This is a genomic window from Pedobacter psychrodurus, assembly GCF_032678585.1.
GTDB classification, from domain to species: Bacteria; Bacteroidota; Bacteroidia; order Sphingobacteriales; family Sphingobacteriaceae; genus Pedobacter; species Pedobacter psychrodurus_A.
On record NZ_JAVTSN010000062.1, the window covers coordinates 1 to 16,378 of the forward strand.

14 protein-coding genes are annotated in these 16,378 nt (G+C 39.3%); 7 read left to right on the top strand and 7 right to left on the bottom strand.

Features of this window, described 5'->3' with window-relative positions:
* The first annotated feature begins 189 nt into the window (after window positions 1-189).
* The 4 genes from R2S57_RS27195 to R2S57_RS27210 all read left to right on the top strand — a co-directional run bounded on the left by R2S57_RS27195 (window position 190) and on the right by R2S57_RS27210 (window position 4,080).
* Entirely contained in the window at window positions 190-393 is a 204-nt protein-coding gene (locus tag R2S57_RS27195; RefSeq protein ID WP_025143865.1) for a hypothetical protein, read from the top strand.
* Window positions 394-470: 77 nt separating this feature from the next.
* Entirely contained in the window at window positions 471-1,370 is a 900-nt protein-coding gene (locus tag R2S57_RS27200; protein WP_316848068.1) for an MBL fold metallo-hydrolase, read from the top strand.
* Window positions 1,371-1,623: 253 nt separating this feature from the next.
* Window positions 1,624-2,949, top strand: a complete 1,326-nt coding sequence (locus R2S57_RS27205) for a cytochrome ubiquinol oxidase subunit I (RefSeq protein WP_316848069.1) — start codon at window positions 1,624-1,626, stop codon at window positions 2,947-2,949.
* A gap of 126 nt (window positions 2,950-3,075) precedes the next feature.
* Complete coding sequence (locus R2S57_RS27210; RefSeq protein ID WP_316848070.1) at window positions 3,076-4,080, top strand: cytochrome d ubiquinol oxidase subunit II; 1,005 nt, start codon at window positions 3,076-3,078, stop codon at window positions 4,078-4,080.
* 147 nt (window positions 4,081-4,227) lie between these two features.
* Here the strand turns inward: R2S57_RS27210 and R2S57_RS27215 are convergent, their stop codons facing one another.
* From R2S57_RS27215 to accD, 3 genes are all read right to left on the bottom strand, one after another.
* Window positions 4,228-5,775, bottom strand: a complete 1,548-nt coding sequence (locus R2S57_RS27215; RefSeq protein ID WP_316848071.1) for a M20/M25/M40 family metallo-hydrolase — start codon at window positions 5,773-5,775, stop codon at window positions 4,228-4,230.
* Between the two features lie 255 nt (window positions 5,776-6,030).
* Window positions 6,031-6,495 (bottom strand): YciI family protein, encoded by a 465-nt coding sequence (locus R2S57_RS27220; protein WP_316848072.1) that lies wholly within the window; start codon window positions 6,493-6,495, stop codon window positions 6,031-6,033.
* A gap of 278 nt (window positions 6,496-6,773) precedes the next feature.
* Window positions 6,774-7,619: an acetyl-CoA carboxylase, carboxyltransferase subunit beta gene (gene accD, locus R2S57_RS27225; protein WP_131532007.1), complete on the bottom strand. Its 846-nt coding sequence runs from the start codon at window positions 7,617-7,619 to the stop codon at window positions 6,774-6,776.
* Between the two features lie 349 nt (window positions 7,620-7,968).
* Between accD and fbaA the strand changes: the two genes are divergently transcribed.
* From fbaA to R2S57_RS27240, 3 genes are all read left to right on the top strand, one after another.
* Window positions 7,969-9,048 (top strand): class II fructose-bisphosphate aldolase, encoded by a 1,080-nt coding sequence (gene fbaA / locus R2S57_RS27230; protein WP_029276269.1) that lies wholly within the window; start codon window positions 7,969-7,971, stop codon window positions 9,046-9,048.
* A 140-nt stretch (window positions 9,049-9,188) separates the two neighbouring features.
* A complete protein-coding gene (locus R2S57_RS27235; protein ID WP_316848073.1) occupies window positions 9,189-9,695 on the top strand; it encodes a low affinity iron permease family protein in 507 nt (168 codons plus the stop codon).
* Complete coding sequence (locus tag R2S57_RS27240) at window positions 9,670-10,092, top strand: GNAT family N-acetyltransferase (RefSeq protein WP_316848074.1); 423 nt, start codon at window positions 9,670-9,672, stop codon at window positions 10,090-10,092. The genes R2S57_RS27235 and R2S57_RS27240 overlap by 26 nt, the downstream gene beginning before the upstream one ends.
* Before the next feature lie 77 nt (window positions 10,093-10,169).
* Here the strand turns inward: R2S57_RS27240 and R2S57_RS27245 are convergent, their stop codons facing one another.
* The 4 genes from R2S57_RS27245 to secDF all read right to left on the bottom strand — a co-directional run bounded on the left by R2S57_RS27245 (window position 10,170) and on the right by secDF (window position 16,080).
* A complete protein-coding gene (locus R2S57_RS27245) occupies window positions 10,170-11,030 on the bottom strand; it encodes a hydroxymethylglutaryl-CoA lyase (RefSeq protein ID WP_316848075.1) in 861 nt (286 codons plus the stop codon).
* 126 nt (window positions 11,031-11,156) lie between these two features.
* Entirely contained in the window at window positions 11,157-12,482 is a 1,326-nt protein-coding gene (locus R2S57_RS27250) for an NAD(P)/FAD-dependent oxidoreductase (protein ID WP_316848076.1), read from the bottom strand.
* 181 nt (window positions 12,483-12,663) lie between these two features.
* The gene (locus R2S57_RS27255) at window positions 12,664-12,927 is read right to left on the bottom strand and encodes a hypothetical protein (RefSeq protein WP_316848077.1); all 264 of its coding nucleotides are present in this window, start codon (window positions 12,925-12,927) and stop codon (window positions 12,664-12,666) included.
* A gap of 168 nt (window positions 12,928-13,095) precedes the next feature.
* The gene (secDF, locus tag R2S57_RS27260) at window positions 13,096-16,080 is read right to left on the bottom strand and encodes a protein translocase subunit SecDF (protein WP_316848078.1); all 2,985 of its coding nucleotides are present in this window, start codon (window positions 16,078-16,080) and stop codon (window positions 13,096-13,098) included.
* Window positions 16,081-16,378 lie beyond the last annotated feature (298 nt).

Below are 16,378 nucleotides of genomic sequence, written 5' to 3' on the forward strand. Positions count from 1 at the left end.
TGGCTCATCAACCAAAACATGTTCTTCCACTTAGTCATGGAAGGTGGGAATAGTTTGGAATGTGTCTTGATTTCTTGGTTGTTAGCTCACCACACACGGATTTAGTAATCCATAATCCCATTCCCAAAACAACTATTAAAACAATCTTATTTTTTACTTGTTCCATTAGTACATCAATTTACAATTACTATGGAAACGAATAAAGAAAAAGGTAAAGTTGTTGAGAACGATTTACTGGATAAAACAGCAGAAGATATTAAAGAAGATAGAACACTTGATGAAAACAAATCGTCGAAAGTGACTACAAATTTATTTAATAAAGATAAAGACCGTAAAAACAATTCTTTTGGCCCAGGGCATGAGCCAGGTACCACACCAGGTTCGGGAATATAAATTTTTGTTAATTCACGATCAAAATCATTAAATTTAAACCACGGCAAATGCTGTGGTTTTTTTAGCTTAATCCCAAAATGGAAAGAAGAAATTTTATCAAAAATTCGGCATTGGCCATGGCCTTGCTTTCGGTTTATAAAACAGATGTTTTTGCACAGCAAGAGCTCATGCGTGCTTACAACTTTAAACCATTGCGCAATAATGTGGGAATATTTACCGAACAGGGAGGTACAATAGGCTGGTTAAATTCGAGCAGTGGTTTTGTAGTTGTAGATGCACAGTTCCCAACCACAGCACCACATGTGATTGAAGAACTAAAAAAACTGGGCGAAAAACCTTTCAAATACCTGATCAATACCCACCACCATGGCGACCATACTGCAGGGAATATTTCTTTCAAAGGTTTGGCCGAAAAAGTTGTGGCGCATCAAAACTCTTTGGTGAATCAAAAAAGAGGGGCGGAGAAAGCAAATAATCTAGACAAACAATTGTTGCCGGATACTACTTTTGGAACCAAGTGGAATGCAAAAGTAGGCGACGAGAACATTAAAGCTTACTATTATGGCTCTGGTCACACCAACGGAGATGCCGTATACCATTTTGAGCATGCAAATATTGCTCATGTAGGCGATTTGGTGTTTAACCGTAGGTTTCCTTACATTGATCGGGAGAATGGCGCGCATATTGGCAATTGGATTACCGCATTGGATAAAATCGTTGCCCAATTTGATAACGATACCTTATTTATCTGGGGACATAGTTTAGATCCTGAGAAAGTAACCGGGAACAAAGCAGATATTAAAGCTTATCAAAATTATCTTCAGAATCTCTTAACATTTGTTGGCGGAGAAATTAAAGCAGGTAAAAGCAAAGAAGATATCCTGAAAACAACTACCATTCCTAATGCACCCGAATGGCAGGGAGATGGCATAGAAAGGAGTTTAACCGCTGCTTATGATGAGTTGAAAGGGGTTTAGGCAGCCAAGCTTATTAAAATTTTATTAACCACAGATAAAAAGGATGCACACAGATAAGGGATAATATCAGTAAAATCTGTGTTTATCTGTGCGCATCTGTGGTTAAAATGATATTCTCTGTAGCTACGAACATCCAAATCTTTTTCCAATTTATAAACGTTCTATATTTGAAATAATCCTTTCAACGGCATTGAATTACAGTAGGCTTTAGTGTTTAACAACTATATTTGTTACAATTCAAAATCTACAGCTCATGGATGATTTTATAGCAGCCCGTTCCCAGATGGCCTTATCGTTAGGCTTCCATATCATTTTTTCCTGTATTGGCATGGTAATGCCTTTCTTTATGGCCGTTTCGCACTATAAATGGCTTAAAACTAACGATGAGGTATATAAAAATCTTACTAAGGCCTGGAGTAAGGGTGTGGCCATATTTTTTGCTACTGGCGCAGTATCAGGTACCATGTTATCGTTCGAACTGGGGCTGCTCTGGCCAAAATTTATGGATCACGCAGGACCGATATTCGGTATGCCTTTTTCTTTAGAAGGAACAGCCTTTTTTATCGAAGCGATAGCGTTGGGTTTTTTCCTTTATGGATGGAATAAACTGAATAAGTGGTTTCATTGGTTTACCGGGATGGTAGTTGGGGTAAGTGGTTTGGCTTCGGGGATATTGGTAGTTGCCGCAAATGCCTGGATGAACAGTCCGGCGGGTTTTGATTTTGTAAATGGAAAATATCTGAACATCGACCCCATACAGGCCATGTTCAATAAAGCTTGGTTCAGTCAGGCTTTACACATGTGTTTAGCGGCGTTTACCGCAACAGGTTTTGCCGTGGCAGGTGTACATGCCCTAATGATTTTGAGGGATAGAAACAAGGAATTCCATTTAAAAGCTTTTAAAATAGCAGCTGTATTTGCTTGTATTGGTGCTTTATTGCAACCCTTAAGTGGCGATATTTCTGCAAAAGACGTGGCCAAACGTCAGCCCGCTAAGCTTGCCGCAATGGAAGCGCTGTATAAAACCGAAAAACCTGCACCGCTGTTGATCGGTGGAATTGTGAACGAAAAAGATAAAACAGTAACGGGGGCGATCAAGATTCCAGGTGCTTTAAGTTTCCTCGCGCATGGCGATTTCAAAGCTGAGGTTAAAGGACTGGATCAGATTCCCGAAAATGAACATCCGCCTGTGGCCATCACACATTATGCCTTTCAGATCATGGTGGGAATTGGTACGCTGCTGTTGTTGATATCCTTAACTTATTTTTTCATTCTTGTCAAAAAGAAACCCTTAACCGAGAAACGCTGGGTATTAAAGTTATTTGTTTTCGCCATTCCACTCGGTTATCTCGCTTTAGAGGCCGGTTGGGTAGTTACAGAGGTTGGCAGGCAGCCATGGATTATTTATGGTATTATGCGCACTAAAGATGCCGTTACGCCGATGCCAGGTATTGCCTACTCGTTTTATATCTTTTCAGCCATTTATGTGTCCTTAAGTATTATTGTAACGTTTTTACTTTATCGCCAAATTAAAATGGTACCCGTGTTATACAATAAAATTGAAGAAAATAATCATTAACCACAGATGAAAAGGATGAGCACGGATAAAAATTTAGTTGCTGTAGCTGAACTATTTAAGATCTGTGTTGATCCCCCGCCTTATCCGGCTGGGCAGGTGTGCACATCTGTTGCAAAAATATAGACTATGGAATACGTTGTAATTACATTTTTATGCATGGCCATTCTGCTCTACTTTTTATTGGGTGGAGCCGATTTTGGTGCCGGCATTATCGAACTGTTTACTTCGACCAAAAACCGGAGTAAAACCCGAAAAACCATGTACCAGGCGATTGGCCCGGTGTGGGAGGCCAACCACATGTGGTTAATTATTGCGATTGTAATTCTTTTTGTAGGCTTTCCACATATTTACACCACCATGTCGGTTTATCTGCATATTCCATTGGCCATTATGCTCATTGGCATTATTGCCCGCGGTACTGCTTTTGTATTTCGACATTACGATGCTGTAAAAGATGATATGCAATGGCTCTATAACCGCATATTCAGGTATTCGAGTTTTGTTACCGCATTATTTCTCGGCATTATTGCTGGTAGCCTGATCTCGGGTCATATCGATACACAGGCGATGGATTTCTATACGGCCTATATTTCGGGCTGGTTAAACTGGTTTTCAGTTGCCGTGGGTTTTTTTACGGTAGCGTTATGTGGTTTCCTGGCCGCCATATATCTCATTGGTGAAACAAAGGAAGCGCATGATAAACGCCGTTTTATTAAAAAGGCCGAATTTATGAATGTGGCTGCAGTAGTTTTTGGGGCAATGGTATTTATTGCAGCACAACGCGATAAAATTCCGTTGATTGATTGGGTTTTCAAGAGTACAGTGGGCGTATCTGCTATTATTTTGGCCAGTTTATCACTAGTGTTGTTGTGGTATTTGTTGATTAAAGGCAAAACGAAAGTTTTACGCATTTTAGCAGGCTTTCAGGTCACGATGATTCTCCTGGCCATAAGTTATGCCCACTTCCCAAACTTTATCCGTTTAAAAAGCGGGGATGCAATTTCGCTATTGGAAACCGTGGGACCAGAAAAAACCATTTATAGTTTGGGTTTAGCACTTTTGTTGGGAAGTGTTTTGATTTTACCTTTTTTGGGCTATTTGTTTTATAAATTCCAGAAGAAAGAGGAGTAATGTCACTCGTTGTCATGCTGAGGTACGAAGCATCTGTTTCATCGGTTGCAGATGCTTCGTGCCTCAGCATGACAGCATATTCAGGGTTGCTGCAATAAAAAAGAGCATCTGTTACCAAATGCTCTTTTAATATATTCAAATTATTTTTTACAACCCACCTTTTCTATTCGATTTCGTTTGTACCGGCCAGGTAGACGGTTTTCCGGTACGTTCGTTTACAGGTAAATCTGTCGCTTTTTCAGTCGAAGTTTTTTCGGGATCTTCAGAAGCCATATACACCATAATCGCAGCTAAAATCACATTACTTCTAATTTCGTCGAAGACCAGTTTATCGTAACTGTCGCGGTTGGTGTGCCAGGTATAAGTGCCATAATCCCAACTCGTAGAACTTAATGAATAACCCAAAGCTCCGGCAGCCACAAATGAAGCAAAATCAGAACCTCCTGCGCCCGGCGTTCCCGGAAAACTGGTTTTGATCTGGTTTTTAATGGTATCTGGAACTGCAGCCAACCAACGGGTAATGTAATCTTTTGATTTAGCGAAACCTTGTCCGCCGATATTCACCACACGACCTGTACCGTTATCCTGGTTGAATAAAGCCTGGAGGTTGCTCACAATTTCCGGATGATCTTCTACAAAAGCTCTTGAGCCATTTAAACCTTGTTCTTCGCTTCCCCAGTGCCCAACCAGAATGGTGCGTTTCGGGTTAGGATAGATTTTTTTTAGGATACGCATGGCTTCCATCATTAAAATGGTACCTGAGCCATTATCGGTAGCGCCGCTTGCGCCATCCCACGAATCGAAGTGGGCTGATAACATGACGTATTCGTTTGGTTTCTGTGTGCCTTTTATTTCTGCAATGGTATTAAAGGTGGGTACCGCGCCCAATTTCTTTGAATCTGCTTCGATTTTTAACTTAGGTTTATCGCCATTCAGCGCCAAACGGTAAACCAGGCCATAATCTTCAACCGATAAATCCAAAGTTGGCACTTTTGTGGTGTTTGCGCCAAAGATTTTGTCAACACCAAATCCCTGCGACCAGTTATTGATTACTACAGCTACAGCGCCTGCGTTTTCTAAGGCTACGGGTAATGTTTTGGCGGTTAAACCTGTTTTGGTTATGCTGGCAGCCCAGGCCTTAGCCGCATCGGCTTTTTCCTTTTTAAACTTCTCGAAAAGATCTTTAGTGGCAAATTCTTCCCAGTTTTTTTCTGGTCGGCCAGAGAGCTGGTTCATCGAAATTAATACAATTTTGCCCTTAACATTAGGCAACCATTTTTGAAAAGATACCGAATCTGTAATTTCTGGAAGGATAATCGCCTCCTCATTAATGGTTTTTCCATTGGTTGATGGGCTCCAGGCCAATTGTGTACCTTCTAAAGTACGTACCCGTGGACTCACCAAATCGATGTGGGTAATGCCTCTTTCCCAGCCAGCCCATTCGCCCCATTTTTCATTCTTAGCGGTAATGCCCCAGTCGCTATATTTTTTTACGGCCCATTCATTGGCTTGTTTCATTTGTGGCGAACCAACCAAACGCGGTCCTACAACATCTAACAGTTCGTGCGCGAGTTTCTCCAATTGGGAGTTTTCGTTTACTTCTTTAACAATATTGTCGATTACTTTTTTGTCTTGCGCGAAAACACTCGCCGTAGCGCACAGGAATAGCGCTGAAAATAGTATTTTTTTATTCATAATGAGTTAGGGTTAGTTATTTGATGCGCTAATTTATGAAATAAGAAATAGGGTTGGGGAAGTTAATGGAAATGTTGCAGTAAGTAGGATCGTCATTACGAGGCGATTTTTCATCGCCGTGGCAATCTCAAAAGTGGATATTGAATGATTCATTAAGCTAAAAGCTCAGATGGTAACATCTGACCTCACTAAGTTAACATCTGACCTCACTATGTTAACTTCTCCGTGCCTTCAGTGTTTCCGTGGCAAACAACCCTAAAAACTACTTTTCTGTATCTTATCATGAAATGGCAGATATTCAGCCAGTGCTGCCGATCCATACCAATTGTATAATTCTGGTTCGAGTAATTTAGCCTTGATTGCAGGATCGCTTTCTAACAATTGTTTGGCTTCTTCGATTGATTTTGTATTTAAAATGAAAATACCGCGGTAATTTTTATCGTTTTTACCCATCGGGCCGGCAACTACTAGCTTTTGCATTTCGACCATTTTGCCCATGTTTGCCATGTGACCTGCAAATAAACTATCGGTTTTGGCTTTTGTTTCTGTAGTGTTGGTGCCTGATTTAAGCATCACGAGGACATACATTTTCATTCCATAATTATCCGCACCGAGTCTTTTGGCTAAAGCTTCATCATAAGGTACTTTAGCTTTTTTCTCCTGGGCATGCACAGAAATAATGGCCGTGATCAGGAAGGTGAGTAATAATAGCTTTTTCATCTGATTTTTAGTTTGGTTAGTTTAAAAATAAGAAAAATTGCTGTTAATATTCCCCTCAAATTGAGGGCTGCCCGCAGGGTGGGGTGGTTTAATACGCTCGCTAGGAAAACCTTACAAAAGAACCACTGGCCTATGTTAATTAAACCTGATTGCCGCGAAAAGCCCGGAGTGTAACGAGGACTTAAAGCAAAAAGCAGGACTGAATTAACCGATTTATTCAAGCCCTGCTTTTCTAAATATCAATTAACCAGTTAAACAATTAACCGATTAACCAAAAACTAGTTGTTCATCATTTTAATAAAAGCGCCCAATTTAGCTTTCATGGCTCTTCTATCTACAATAAAATCAAGGAAACCATGTTCAAGAACGAATTCTGATGTCTGGAAACCCTTTGGTAAATCTTTTTTGATGGTTTCTTTAATTACCCGTGGGCCAGCAAAACCGATCAATGCGCCCGGTTCTGCAATATTGATATCGCCCAGCATCGCATAAGATGCCGTTACGCCACCAGTAGTTGGATCGGTTAATAATGAGATGTATGGAACTTTAGCCTGACCCAATAATGCGAGTTTAGCCGATGTTTTAGCCATTTGCATCAATGAGAATGCAGCTTCCATCATACGTGCACCGCCAGATTTTGAAATCATCAGGAAAGGAACTTTATGTTTAATGCTATAATCGATAGACCTTGCAATTTTTTCGCCTACAACCGAACCCATTGAACCACCAATGAAGGCGAAATCCATACAGGCAATAACGAGATCTTGTCCTTCGATTTTACCAACACCCGCACGGATAGCATCTTTTAAGCCTGTTTTAGCCTGGCTTTCTTTAATCCTATCGGTGTAAGGTTTATTATCGTTAAAGTTTAGCGGATCGCCTGATGTTAAGTTAGGAAACAGCTCTTTAAACTCGTTGTTATCAAATAAAACCTCGAAATATTCTTTTGATCCTACTCTCAGGTGGTAATCGCAGTAATGACAAACGTATTTGTTTTCCTGAAGTTCTGCCTGATGTAGCGGTTTTTTACAATTTGGACATTTATTCCACAAACCATCTGGTGCTTCTTTTTTCTCTTCAGTTGTGGTAATGATACCTTTATTCTCTCTCTTAAACCAAGCCATATAATTTTTTAAAGAATTGGATTGCAAAGAAACGAAAAATAAAATTAAGATAAAGAATTACAATCATTAATAACCAATGATCAAATCGCAATTATCAAACTCGCCTGGCGTTTAGTAAGGTTTGATAATTGATCATTGTGATTTGATTATTTCTATAGGTGTTGCAATGTTTGATTATTGGTTATTGTGATTTGTTTATTCCCTTAGGTGTGTCTTTTTTACACTAAGGATAATGTGTTTTTTACACTAAATAGGCCTTATTTTGCTGTTAGGCAAATAATTCTGTTGTTACAAAAGCTTGGAATGTTATTTTTTTTTATAACTTCGGACTTAATAAAATTAACAAGAAATGAGTTTAAAAGGCTACAAAGGCGTAATTTACGGAGATGCCGTTCAAGAATTGTTTGAGCAGGCTAAAAAACATCAGTTTGCTTTACCAGCAGTAAACGTAACCGGTACAAATACGGTTAACGCGGTATTGGAGACTGCTAAGGCAGTAAATTCGCCTGTTATGATTCAATTGTCTAACGGAGGTGCACAGTTTTATGCTGGTAAATCTTTAGATAATGAGAAATTGCAAGCATGTATTTTAGGTGCTGTATCGGCAGCTAAACATGTACATTTATTGGCAGAACATTATGGTGTTGCCGTGGTTTTACATACCGACCACGCCGCTAAAAAATTGTTGCCTTGGATCGATGGACTTTTAGACCACGGTGAAAAATTCTTCGCTGAAACCGGAAAACCTTTGTTTTCGTCACACATGTTAGATTTATCGGAAGAATCGATCGAAGAAAACATGGAAATTTCTGCTAAATACTTAGCGCGCATGGCTAAAATGAACATGACTATCGAAATCGAACTTGGTGTTACAGGTGGTGAAGAAGATGGTGTTGATAATAGTGATGTAGATAGCTCTAAATTATATACTCAGCCTAGCGAAGTAGCTTATGCTTACGAAGAATTGAGCAAAGTTTCTCCTCGTTTTACTGTTGCAGCTGCTTTTGGTAACGTACATGGTGTTTATAAACCAGGTAACGTAAAATTGCAACCGGTAATTTTGAAAAATTCTCAGGATTTTATCAAAGAAAAATTCAGCTTAACTGCAGAGAAACCAATCAACTTCGTATTCCACGGTGGTTCTGGTTCTACTCAGGAAGAAATAAGAGAAGCAATTTCTTATGGTGCAATTAAAATGAATATCGATACTGATATGCAATGGGCATTTTGGGAAGGTATTTTAGAATATTATAAAAAGAACGAAGCTTATCTTCAAGGCCAGATCGGTAATCCTGATGGCGATGATAAACCAAACAAAAAATACTACGATCCACGCGTTTGGTTACGTAAAGGTGAAGAAACTTTTGTAAAGCGCTTAACCACAGCTTTCGAAGATCTGAACTGTATCAACGTTAACGATAAGTTGTAAAGTTGATTGTTTTGGAAGATTGATCAATATTCAATCATTCAAAAAATCAATCATTCAATAATTAAATAAAGGCGCTATAGGTTTAAAAACTTATGGCGCTTTTGTTTGTTTTATGGTTATATTTAAGCAAACAAATTGTAATGGCAAAATCTAAGAACGACACCAAGAGAAATAATTTTTTCGAGAAATTCGCTAACGCGGCAACCAAGTTTACCGGTAGTTCAGTTGCATTTATAGCGGCTACAGCTATTGTAATTATTTGGGCAGTAACAGGGCCTTTGTTTAATTATTCTGAAACCTGGCAATTGGTGATTAATACTGGCACGACAATTATTACCTTTTTAATGGTTTTTTTGATTCAGAAGGCACAGAACAAAGATGGTAAAGCCATACAGTTAAAATTAAATGAATTGATTGCTGCACAACAAGGGGCAAGTAACCGAATGGTGGACATTGAAGACCTAAGCGAAAAAGAACTGGATCAGTTACATAAATTTTACGTTGCGATTGCTACACTTGCCAAAAAAGAGGCCGATATTCATTGTTCACATTCCATAGATGTAGCAAAAGAGCTCAATGAATTGAAATTAAAATCGAATAAACACTTTAAACACCACGATAATGAGTCTACACGTTCAAAAAGTTAACCATCCCGAAGATTTAGATAAAGTATTTGCTATACGTAAAATTGTATTTGTAGACGAACAAAACTGTCCCCCGGAGCTAGAATGGGAACATGAAGACGAGTCTGTACATTTTTTGGCCACCAATAACGGACAGCCCTGTGGTGCTTGTAGATGGCGTAAAACGGATGCTGGTTATAAGTTAGAACGTTTTGCTGTTTTAAAAGATTTTAGAGGGCAGGGGGTTGGTCGCGCACTAATAGCTGAGGCTCTATCTGATCTTCCGGAAGATGCACATTACATTTATTTAAACTCACAGTTAGATGCCATGAGTTTGTATGCCAAATTTGGTTTTGTAGCTGAGGGCGATCAATTTGAAGAGGCTGGAATACAGCATTTTAAAATGGTGAAAAAGGTTTGAAAATAATATGCCACGGAAACACCGGAAAATCACAGAATTTTTCCGTGTTTTTCCGTGCTTCCGTGGCAAAAAGACAACTATCCAAATATCTTCCCTGATAAAGCCATTGCCTCATTCCACTTATCCATATTAAGGTTCAGGTTTTCTCCTTTCGCATTCAAAAAGCCAATTACATCCTCTGTAGCAATATTACCTGTAAGGTCATCAGCAGCCATCGGGCAACCTCCGAAGCCTTTTAAGGCCGAATCAATGCGTTTTACGCCTGAATAGTATGCAGCCTCTATCTTTTCGAATCGTTCGGCAGGCGTGGAATGCAAATGAATACCAATTTCTGTATCGCTAAACCTCGAAATCAGCTTTGGCAATATACTTGTTATCTTTTCTGGTGTTGAAACACCAACGGTATCCGCCAGAGATAAAATTTCTACACCTTTACTCACCAGTACATCAGCCCATTTTTCTACAATTTCGTAATTCCAATCATCGCCATAAGGATTTCCAAAACCCATCGACAGGTAAACCACTGCTTTTTTATTGTTTTTTGTACATAGAGAAAGCATTTCCTCAACAGTAGTTAAAGATTGCGTGATGCTCGAATTGGTATTACGTTGTTGGAAGGTCTCTGAGATTGAAAACGGAAAACCGAGGTAATCAATCGTTTCGTGTTTAATAGCGTCTTCTGCGCCCCTTAAATTGGCTACAATAGCCAAGAGCTTGGTAGAAGTGTTACTTAATTCTAATTGTGCTAAAACCTTTGCTGTATCAGCCATTTGCGGAATAGCTTTTGGCGAAACAAAACTTCCAAAATCAAGCGTATCAAAACCCACCTGAAGCAAAAGGTTCAGGTATTCTACCTTAAGTGCCGTAGGAACAAAATCGTGTAATCCCTGCATGGCATCTCGCGGACACTCTACTAATTTGAATTTGTTCTGGCTCATAATTTTGGTTTAACCGCAAAATGCGCAAAGTTTTTCGCAAAGAAAAGAAGAAAGAGAAAACAATTTTCGAGCATTAAAGTTGCCTTAAAGACTAAAGACTAAAGACTAAAGACTAAAGACTAAAGACTAATGAACCTTCTCTTCTGTCGGTACCTCATCCCTATAATCAACACTTCGGTCTTTGGCAAAGGTTCTGATAATTAAACGGGTTCCTCTATCGTAGCTGAAATAACTCCAAACCCAATTGACGAAAACAATGATTTTGTTTCTGAAGCCAACTAAAGTCATTAAGTGTACAAACATCCAGGTAAACCATGCGAAGACCCCTTGAAAACGGATTTTGCCGATATCGACAACAGCCTTGTTTCTGCCTACGGTGGCCATAGAGCCTTTGTCGAAATATTTGAATTTCTCTAAGGGTTTATTTTCTTTGATGTTGATCAGGTTTTTAGCGAGGTGATGACCTTGTTGAATGGCAGCCGGCGCAACACCAGGATGGCCATTAGGCGTTTCTTCGTCGATAATGGCAGCTACGTCGCCAATGGCATAAATATTCTGATAGCCCACAACTAAATTCTGGGTATCTGTTTTTAACCTGCCTCCTCTAACTACTTCAGCTTTGTCTAAACCACCTAAAACTTCGCCTTTAACACCAGCACTCCAAATTACAGTAGAACTTAAAATCGGCGCCTTATCCTGTAGGGTAAGCGTGTGTCCGTCGTAACCCAGTACCCTGGTTTCGTTCATGATCTGAACGCCCATATCGGTAAGGAAATCTTTGGCTTTCTTTTGGGCCTGTGGCGACATCACCCCCAATAATTCTGGCGAATTTTCGACCAGGTAAATGTTCACCCTGCTCAGATCCATTTCTGGATAATCGTTCGGGATCACATGTCTTTTAAGCTCTGCAATGGCACCAGATGTTTCAACACCTGTTGGACCGCCACCAACTACAACAAAGTTTAATAACGCACTCTTTTTATCTAAATCTTTTTCAATCAGCGATTTTTCGAAATTTTGTAAAATTAAACTTCTTAAATCCAGCGCTTCTGGAATTGATTTCATGGGCATCGAATTGGCTTCGATTTCTTTATTGCCAAAGAAATTACTGGTAGAACCTGTGGCAATCACCAGATAATCATAATTTACTCTACCAATATCTGTTTGCAAACAGTTTTCTGCTGCATTCACTTCGGTAACTTTGGTTACCCGAAAAATGAGATTCTTTTGTCCTTTAAAAATTTTACGTAGCGGAAAAGCAATCGAATCGGCTTCCAGGCCTCCCGTGGCTACCTGGTAAAGTAGCGGCTGGAAAGTATGATAGTTATGTTTATCTAGCATAACCACCTGAAAAGGTTTATTTTTTAAACGTTTAGCTAACTCAATTCCACCAAATCCACCGCCAACAATAACTACTCTAGGGTATTCGCTTTTAGGAAGTTGTAAATCCATTTTCGTATCGGTTTATCTATTGCTAATGTAACAAAAAGATGGCCAAAAGGTTTAAAAAATGAGGTTTTGACAGTTATTCCGGTTTAATTACCAAGATATAACGTTGGCATGACGAAGGCGGATTTTGTAGGTTTTAAGCGGTATCCTAGGATAATAGACCTGATAGAAATGGAAATCCTTTTTAATTTGCAGCTACCCTGAACTTTATTGTCATGCTGAGGGACGAAGCATCTGCAGCCGATGAAACAGATGCTTCGTCCCTCAGCATGACAGTGCCAATTAAAAAGATTGGAATGTATAGCAGGGCTATCGCAACCGAAGAATTATAGGCTTTGCTTTTCAAAAACCTCACCCTGTTAACGCTAGAGGAGAGATTAGGTTTTGTTAGTCCCTCTCCTTGAAGAGAGGGACAGGCTGGAACAGTAGGGTAAAACCCACTTTTCATAACGCATTGATTAGAAAACCATGGTTAAAAGCACCATCCTTTGTTTCCCTCTCTTTGAGGAGAGGAATGGCACTGTATCATAAATACCCAAACATTCACAGGGTGAGGAGCATAAAAAAAGCGTCCCGATTGCCCGGAACGCTTATATATTTTAGGATTTTTAATCTCTTACTTTTTTTTCTCAGCCGAACTACCCAAATCAATTACGATAGGAGTAGAGATGCATAATGATGAATAGGTACCGATGATACGTCCGATCAACAAGGCGAAGATAAATCCACGGATGCTATCGCCACCGAAAATAAAGATCACCAATAACACGAAGAATACGGTTAATGAGGTTAAGATGGTACGGCTTAATGTACTGTTCAATGCGAAGTTGATTAAGTTGTTACGCTCTTCACCATGTAAATCTTCTTTACCAGATTCTTTTAATTTCTCACGGATACGGTCGAATACTACAACAGTCTCTGTCATGGTGTAACCCATTACCGTTAAAATTGCTGCAATAAAATCCTGACCGATTTCTAATGAGAATGGCATGATACCATCTAAAATCGTGTAGAAAGACAATACCATTAACACATCATGGAACAATGCGATTACCGCACCTAAACCATATTGCCATTTTTTGAATCGTACTACGATGTAGATAAACATGAATAAACATGAGATCAATACCGCATAGAAAGCACCGTTTACAATATCACTAGCGATAATCGGCGTTACTTTTTGTGAACTTACGATTTCATATTTAGAACCTGCTAAACCTTTGTTTAATGCATCTTCTACAACTTTATCAGTTTTAATGTCCTGATCTTCGATGTGAAAAGTAGTGGTGATTTTTACCTGACTATCTTCACCTGCAGTTTTAACCTCTGGAGTTTCGTTACCGAAAACAGGGTTTAACTTGGTTTTTAAATCTTCTGTGTTAACTGCTTTATCGAAGTGAACCAAATAAGTTCTACCACCTTTAAAATCTACACCTAAGTTTAAACCTCCATTTTTGAAGTACATACCAATACCTGCAATGATAATGATGGTAGAGATAATGTAATAGATTTTACGACGGCCAACAAAGTTGAAGGCTAAGTTTTTAAATGCATTACGGGTTAGGCTGTTATCGAAACTTACCTCGATTTTGCGGTTTAGTAACGATTCGAAAACAACTCTCGAAATGGCTACAGCTGCAAATAATGATGAAAGGATACCAATACATAGTGTAGTTGCGAAACCTTGAACCGGTCCGCTACCGAAAACGTAAAGGATGGCACCTAGAATAAATAAGGTAACGTTTGAGTCAATGATTGAAGGCATTGCATGTTTAAAACCTTCTTTAATTGCAGTAGCAGTGTTCTTGCCGTGGGCAAGTTCTTCACGTACACGCTCAAAAATCAGGATGTTTGCATCTACCGATAAACCAATGGTTAATACGATACCTGCGATACCTGGTAAGGTTAATACTGCACCAAGCGATACTAAAATACCGATGATGAAGAATAAGTTGATTAACAATGCAAAGTTTGCAATCCAGCCAGCACGGTGATAATACAAGGCCATGAAGACTAAAATTACGATAAACGCAATTACGAATGAGATCAAACCATCGTGGATAGCTTGTGCACCTAAAGTTGGACCAACTACATAGCTACCTGCAATACGTGCAGGAGCAGGTAATTTACCAGCTTTTAAGATGTTAGATAAATCTTTAGTATCGGTTTGGGTAAAATTACCAGTGATTGAAGAAACACCACCAGCAATTTCGTTCTGCACAGTAGGAGCAGAGTAAACCTGGTTATCTAATACAATAGCAATAGATTTTTTGTTGTTTGGATCAGCAGCGGCTTCAGCAGTAATTTTTTTCCATTTAGCAGCACCTTCGCTGGTCATGTACATGGTTACCTCTGGTTTGTTGTGCTGATCGAAGTCATCTTTCGAATCGCTAATCGCATCACCGCCTAAATCTGGTTTGCCATCGGCACTTACCACTTTAATCGCATATAATTCGAAAATTCTCGAACCTTCTCTTGGTTTAACACTCCACATAAATTTCATCGTAGATGGAATAGATGCAGCAACTTCTGGAAGTTTTAAGTAGTTATTAACCTTTGCAGTATCTTTTTGTAACGACATACCAACAACTGCCCCTGGCATTAATTGTTGTTGTCCGTTTTGGCCTTGATAGATCGGAAGATTAAGGACAGCATATAATGGATTAGATTTTGCCAATTCAGCTCTAACCGCTGTAGAATCTTTTTTACCTAAGCCGGCAAGTTTGCCACCTTTAGCTGTCGTATCTTTAGTAGCCGCCTTTTCCAGGCCAGCTAATTTACCACCAGCAGCTGGAGCAGCAGTTGTATCTTTAGTTGCAGGAGCATCAGCTTTTAATGTTGCCGCTAAAATTTTATTAATGTTTTCTAATAAAGGCGCAACTTCTTGTACCTGATATACCTGCCAGAACTGTAACTCGGCAGAACCTTGTAAAAGTTTCGCCATACGCTCCTGGTCTTGCACACCTGGCATCTCGATTAATATACGGTTGCTACCTTCTTGTTTTTGCATGTTCGGACTCACAACGCCAGAACCATCAATACGGGAACGTAAAACTGTAAACGAACGATCGATCGCACTGGTTGCTTCTTTCTCTAAGAAAGATTCAACGTCAGCATTACTTGCGCTAGGTTTTAACTGAGATGCGTTATCCTGGTTAGAAAAATAATCTGCAAGTTTTACTCCAGGGCTTAATTTTTCGAATTCATCAACAAAAATTTTGATGTAATCTTTGCCACCGTCATTTAATTTTGTCTGCGCGTTTTGAATGGCTGCGTTGAAGTTGCCATCAGTAGGGTTGCCCGCTAACGATTTAACCAGCTCAGCTAACGATATCTCCATCGTTACGTTCATTCCGCCTTTTAAGTCTAAACCTAAATTAATCTCTTTCGCTTTTACCTCTTGATAGGTAAATCCAACTAAAGGATAAACTTTCACGGTACTCATCGAATCTAAGTAAGCCTTTTCTTTGGCTAAATTACCCTTCGCAGCGTTTTTTGCGTCTTTTTCCACCTTGGATGCTACCAAAGTAAATGAAAGTGCGTACGCACAAACGATAGCCAATACTATCGCTATAAACTTAATAAAACCTTTTCCTTGCATTGTTTGTTTAAAATAATTTTGTCTTTCGCTGTTTTTTAACAAGTCGGCAAATCTAATTAAATTTTTAAATTATAGAACCCCTTAATTGATAATTTATTAACATTAATTTTTATTGGGCAATAATATCATTTTTTGCCTGCTAATCGTTTTACCAAATACTTAGGTTGTGGTACAGTCAAATAATTGGGAAAGCAGGTATGGTAGCTTTTGGCTTTGGTTCGGTCCCGCTTTCCCTCCTGCCAATTTTGAAGAAAAATCGGCATCCGTTCCAATCGGGTTTAGTTGGCAGTGGTAATGA

Bases quoted from the DNA above. Each gene is read 5' to 3' on its own strand.
- R2S57_RS27195 (WP_025143865.1), top strand. From the start codon at position 190: ATGGAAACGAATAAAGAAAAAGGTAAAGTTGTTGAGAACGATTTACTG.
- R2S57_RS27200 (WP_316848068.1), top strand. From the start codon at position 471: ATGGAAAGAAGAAATTTTATCAAAAATTCGGCATTGGCCATGGCCTTG.
- R2S57_RS27205 (WP_316848069.1), top strand. From the start codon at position 1,624: ATGGATGATTTTATAGCAGCCCGTTCCCAGATGGCCTTATCGTTAGGC.
- R2S57_RS27210 (WP_316848070.1), top strand. From the start codon at position 3,076: ATGGAATACGTTGTAATTACATTTTTATGCATGGCCATTCTGCTCTAC.
- R2S57_RS27215 (WP_316848071.1), bottom strand. From the start codon at position 5,775: ATGAATAAAAAAATACTATTTTCAGCGCTATTCCTGTGCGCTACGGCG.
- R2S57_RS27220 (WP_316848072.1), bottom strand. From the start codon at position 6,495: ATGAAAAAGCTATTATTACTCACCTTCCTGATCACGGCCATTATTTCT.
- accD (WP_131532007.1), bottom strand. From the start codon at position 7,619: ATGGCTTGGTTTAAGAGAGAGAATAAAGGTATCATTACCACAACTGAA.
- fbaA (WP_029276269.1), top strand. From the start codon at position 7,969: ATGAGTTTAAAAGGCTACAAAGGCGTAATTTACGGAGATGCCGTTCAA.
- R2S57_RS27235 (WP_316848073.1), top strand. From the start codon at position 9,189: ATGGCAAAATCTAAGAACGACACCAAGAGAAATAATTTTTTCGAGAAA.
- R2S57_RS27240 (WP_316848074.1), top strand. From the start codon at position 9,670: ATGAGTCTACACGTTCAAAAAGTTAACCATCCCGAAGATTTAGATAAA.
- R2S57_RS27245 (WP_316848075.1), bottom strand. From the start codon at position 11,030: ATGAGCCAGAACAAATTCAAATTAGTAGAGTGTCCGCGAGATGCCATG.
- R2S57_RS27250 (WP_316848076.1), bottom strand. From the start codon at position 12,482: ATGGATTTACAACTTCCTAAAAGCGAATACCCTAGAGTAGTTATTGTT.
- R2S57_RS27255 (WP_316848077.1), bottom strand. From the start codon at position 12,927: ATGAAAAGTGGGTTTTACCCTACTGTTCCAGCCTGTCCCTCTCTTCAA.
- secDF (WP_316848078.1), bottom strand. From the start codon at position 16,080: ATGCAAGGAAAAGGTTTTATTAAGTTTATAGCGATAGTATTGGCTATC.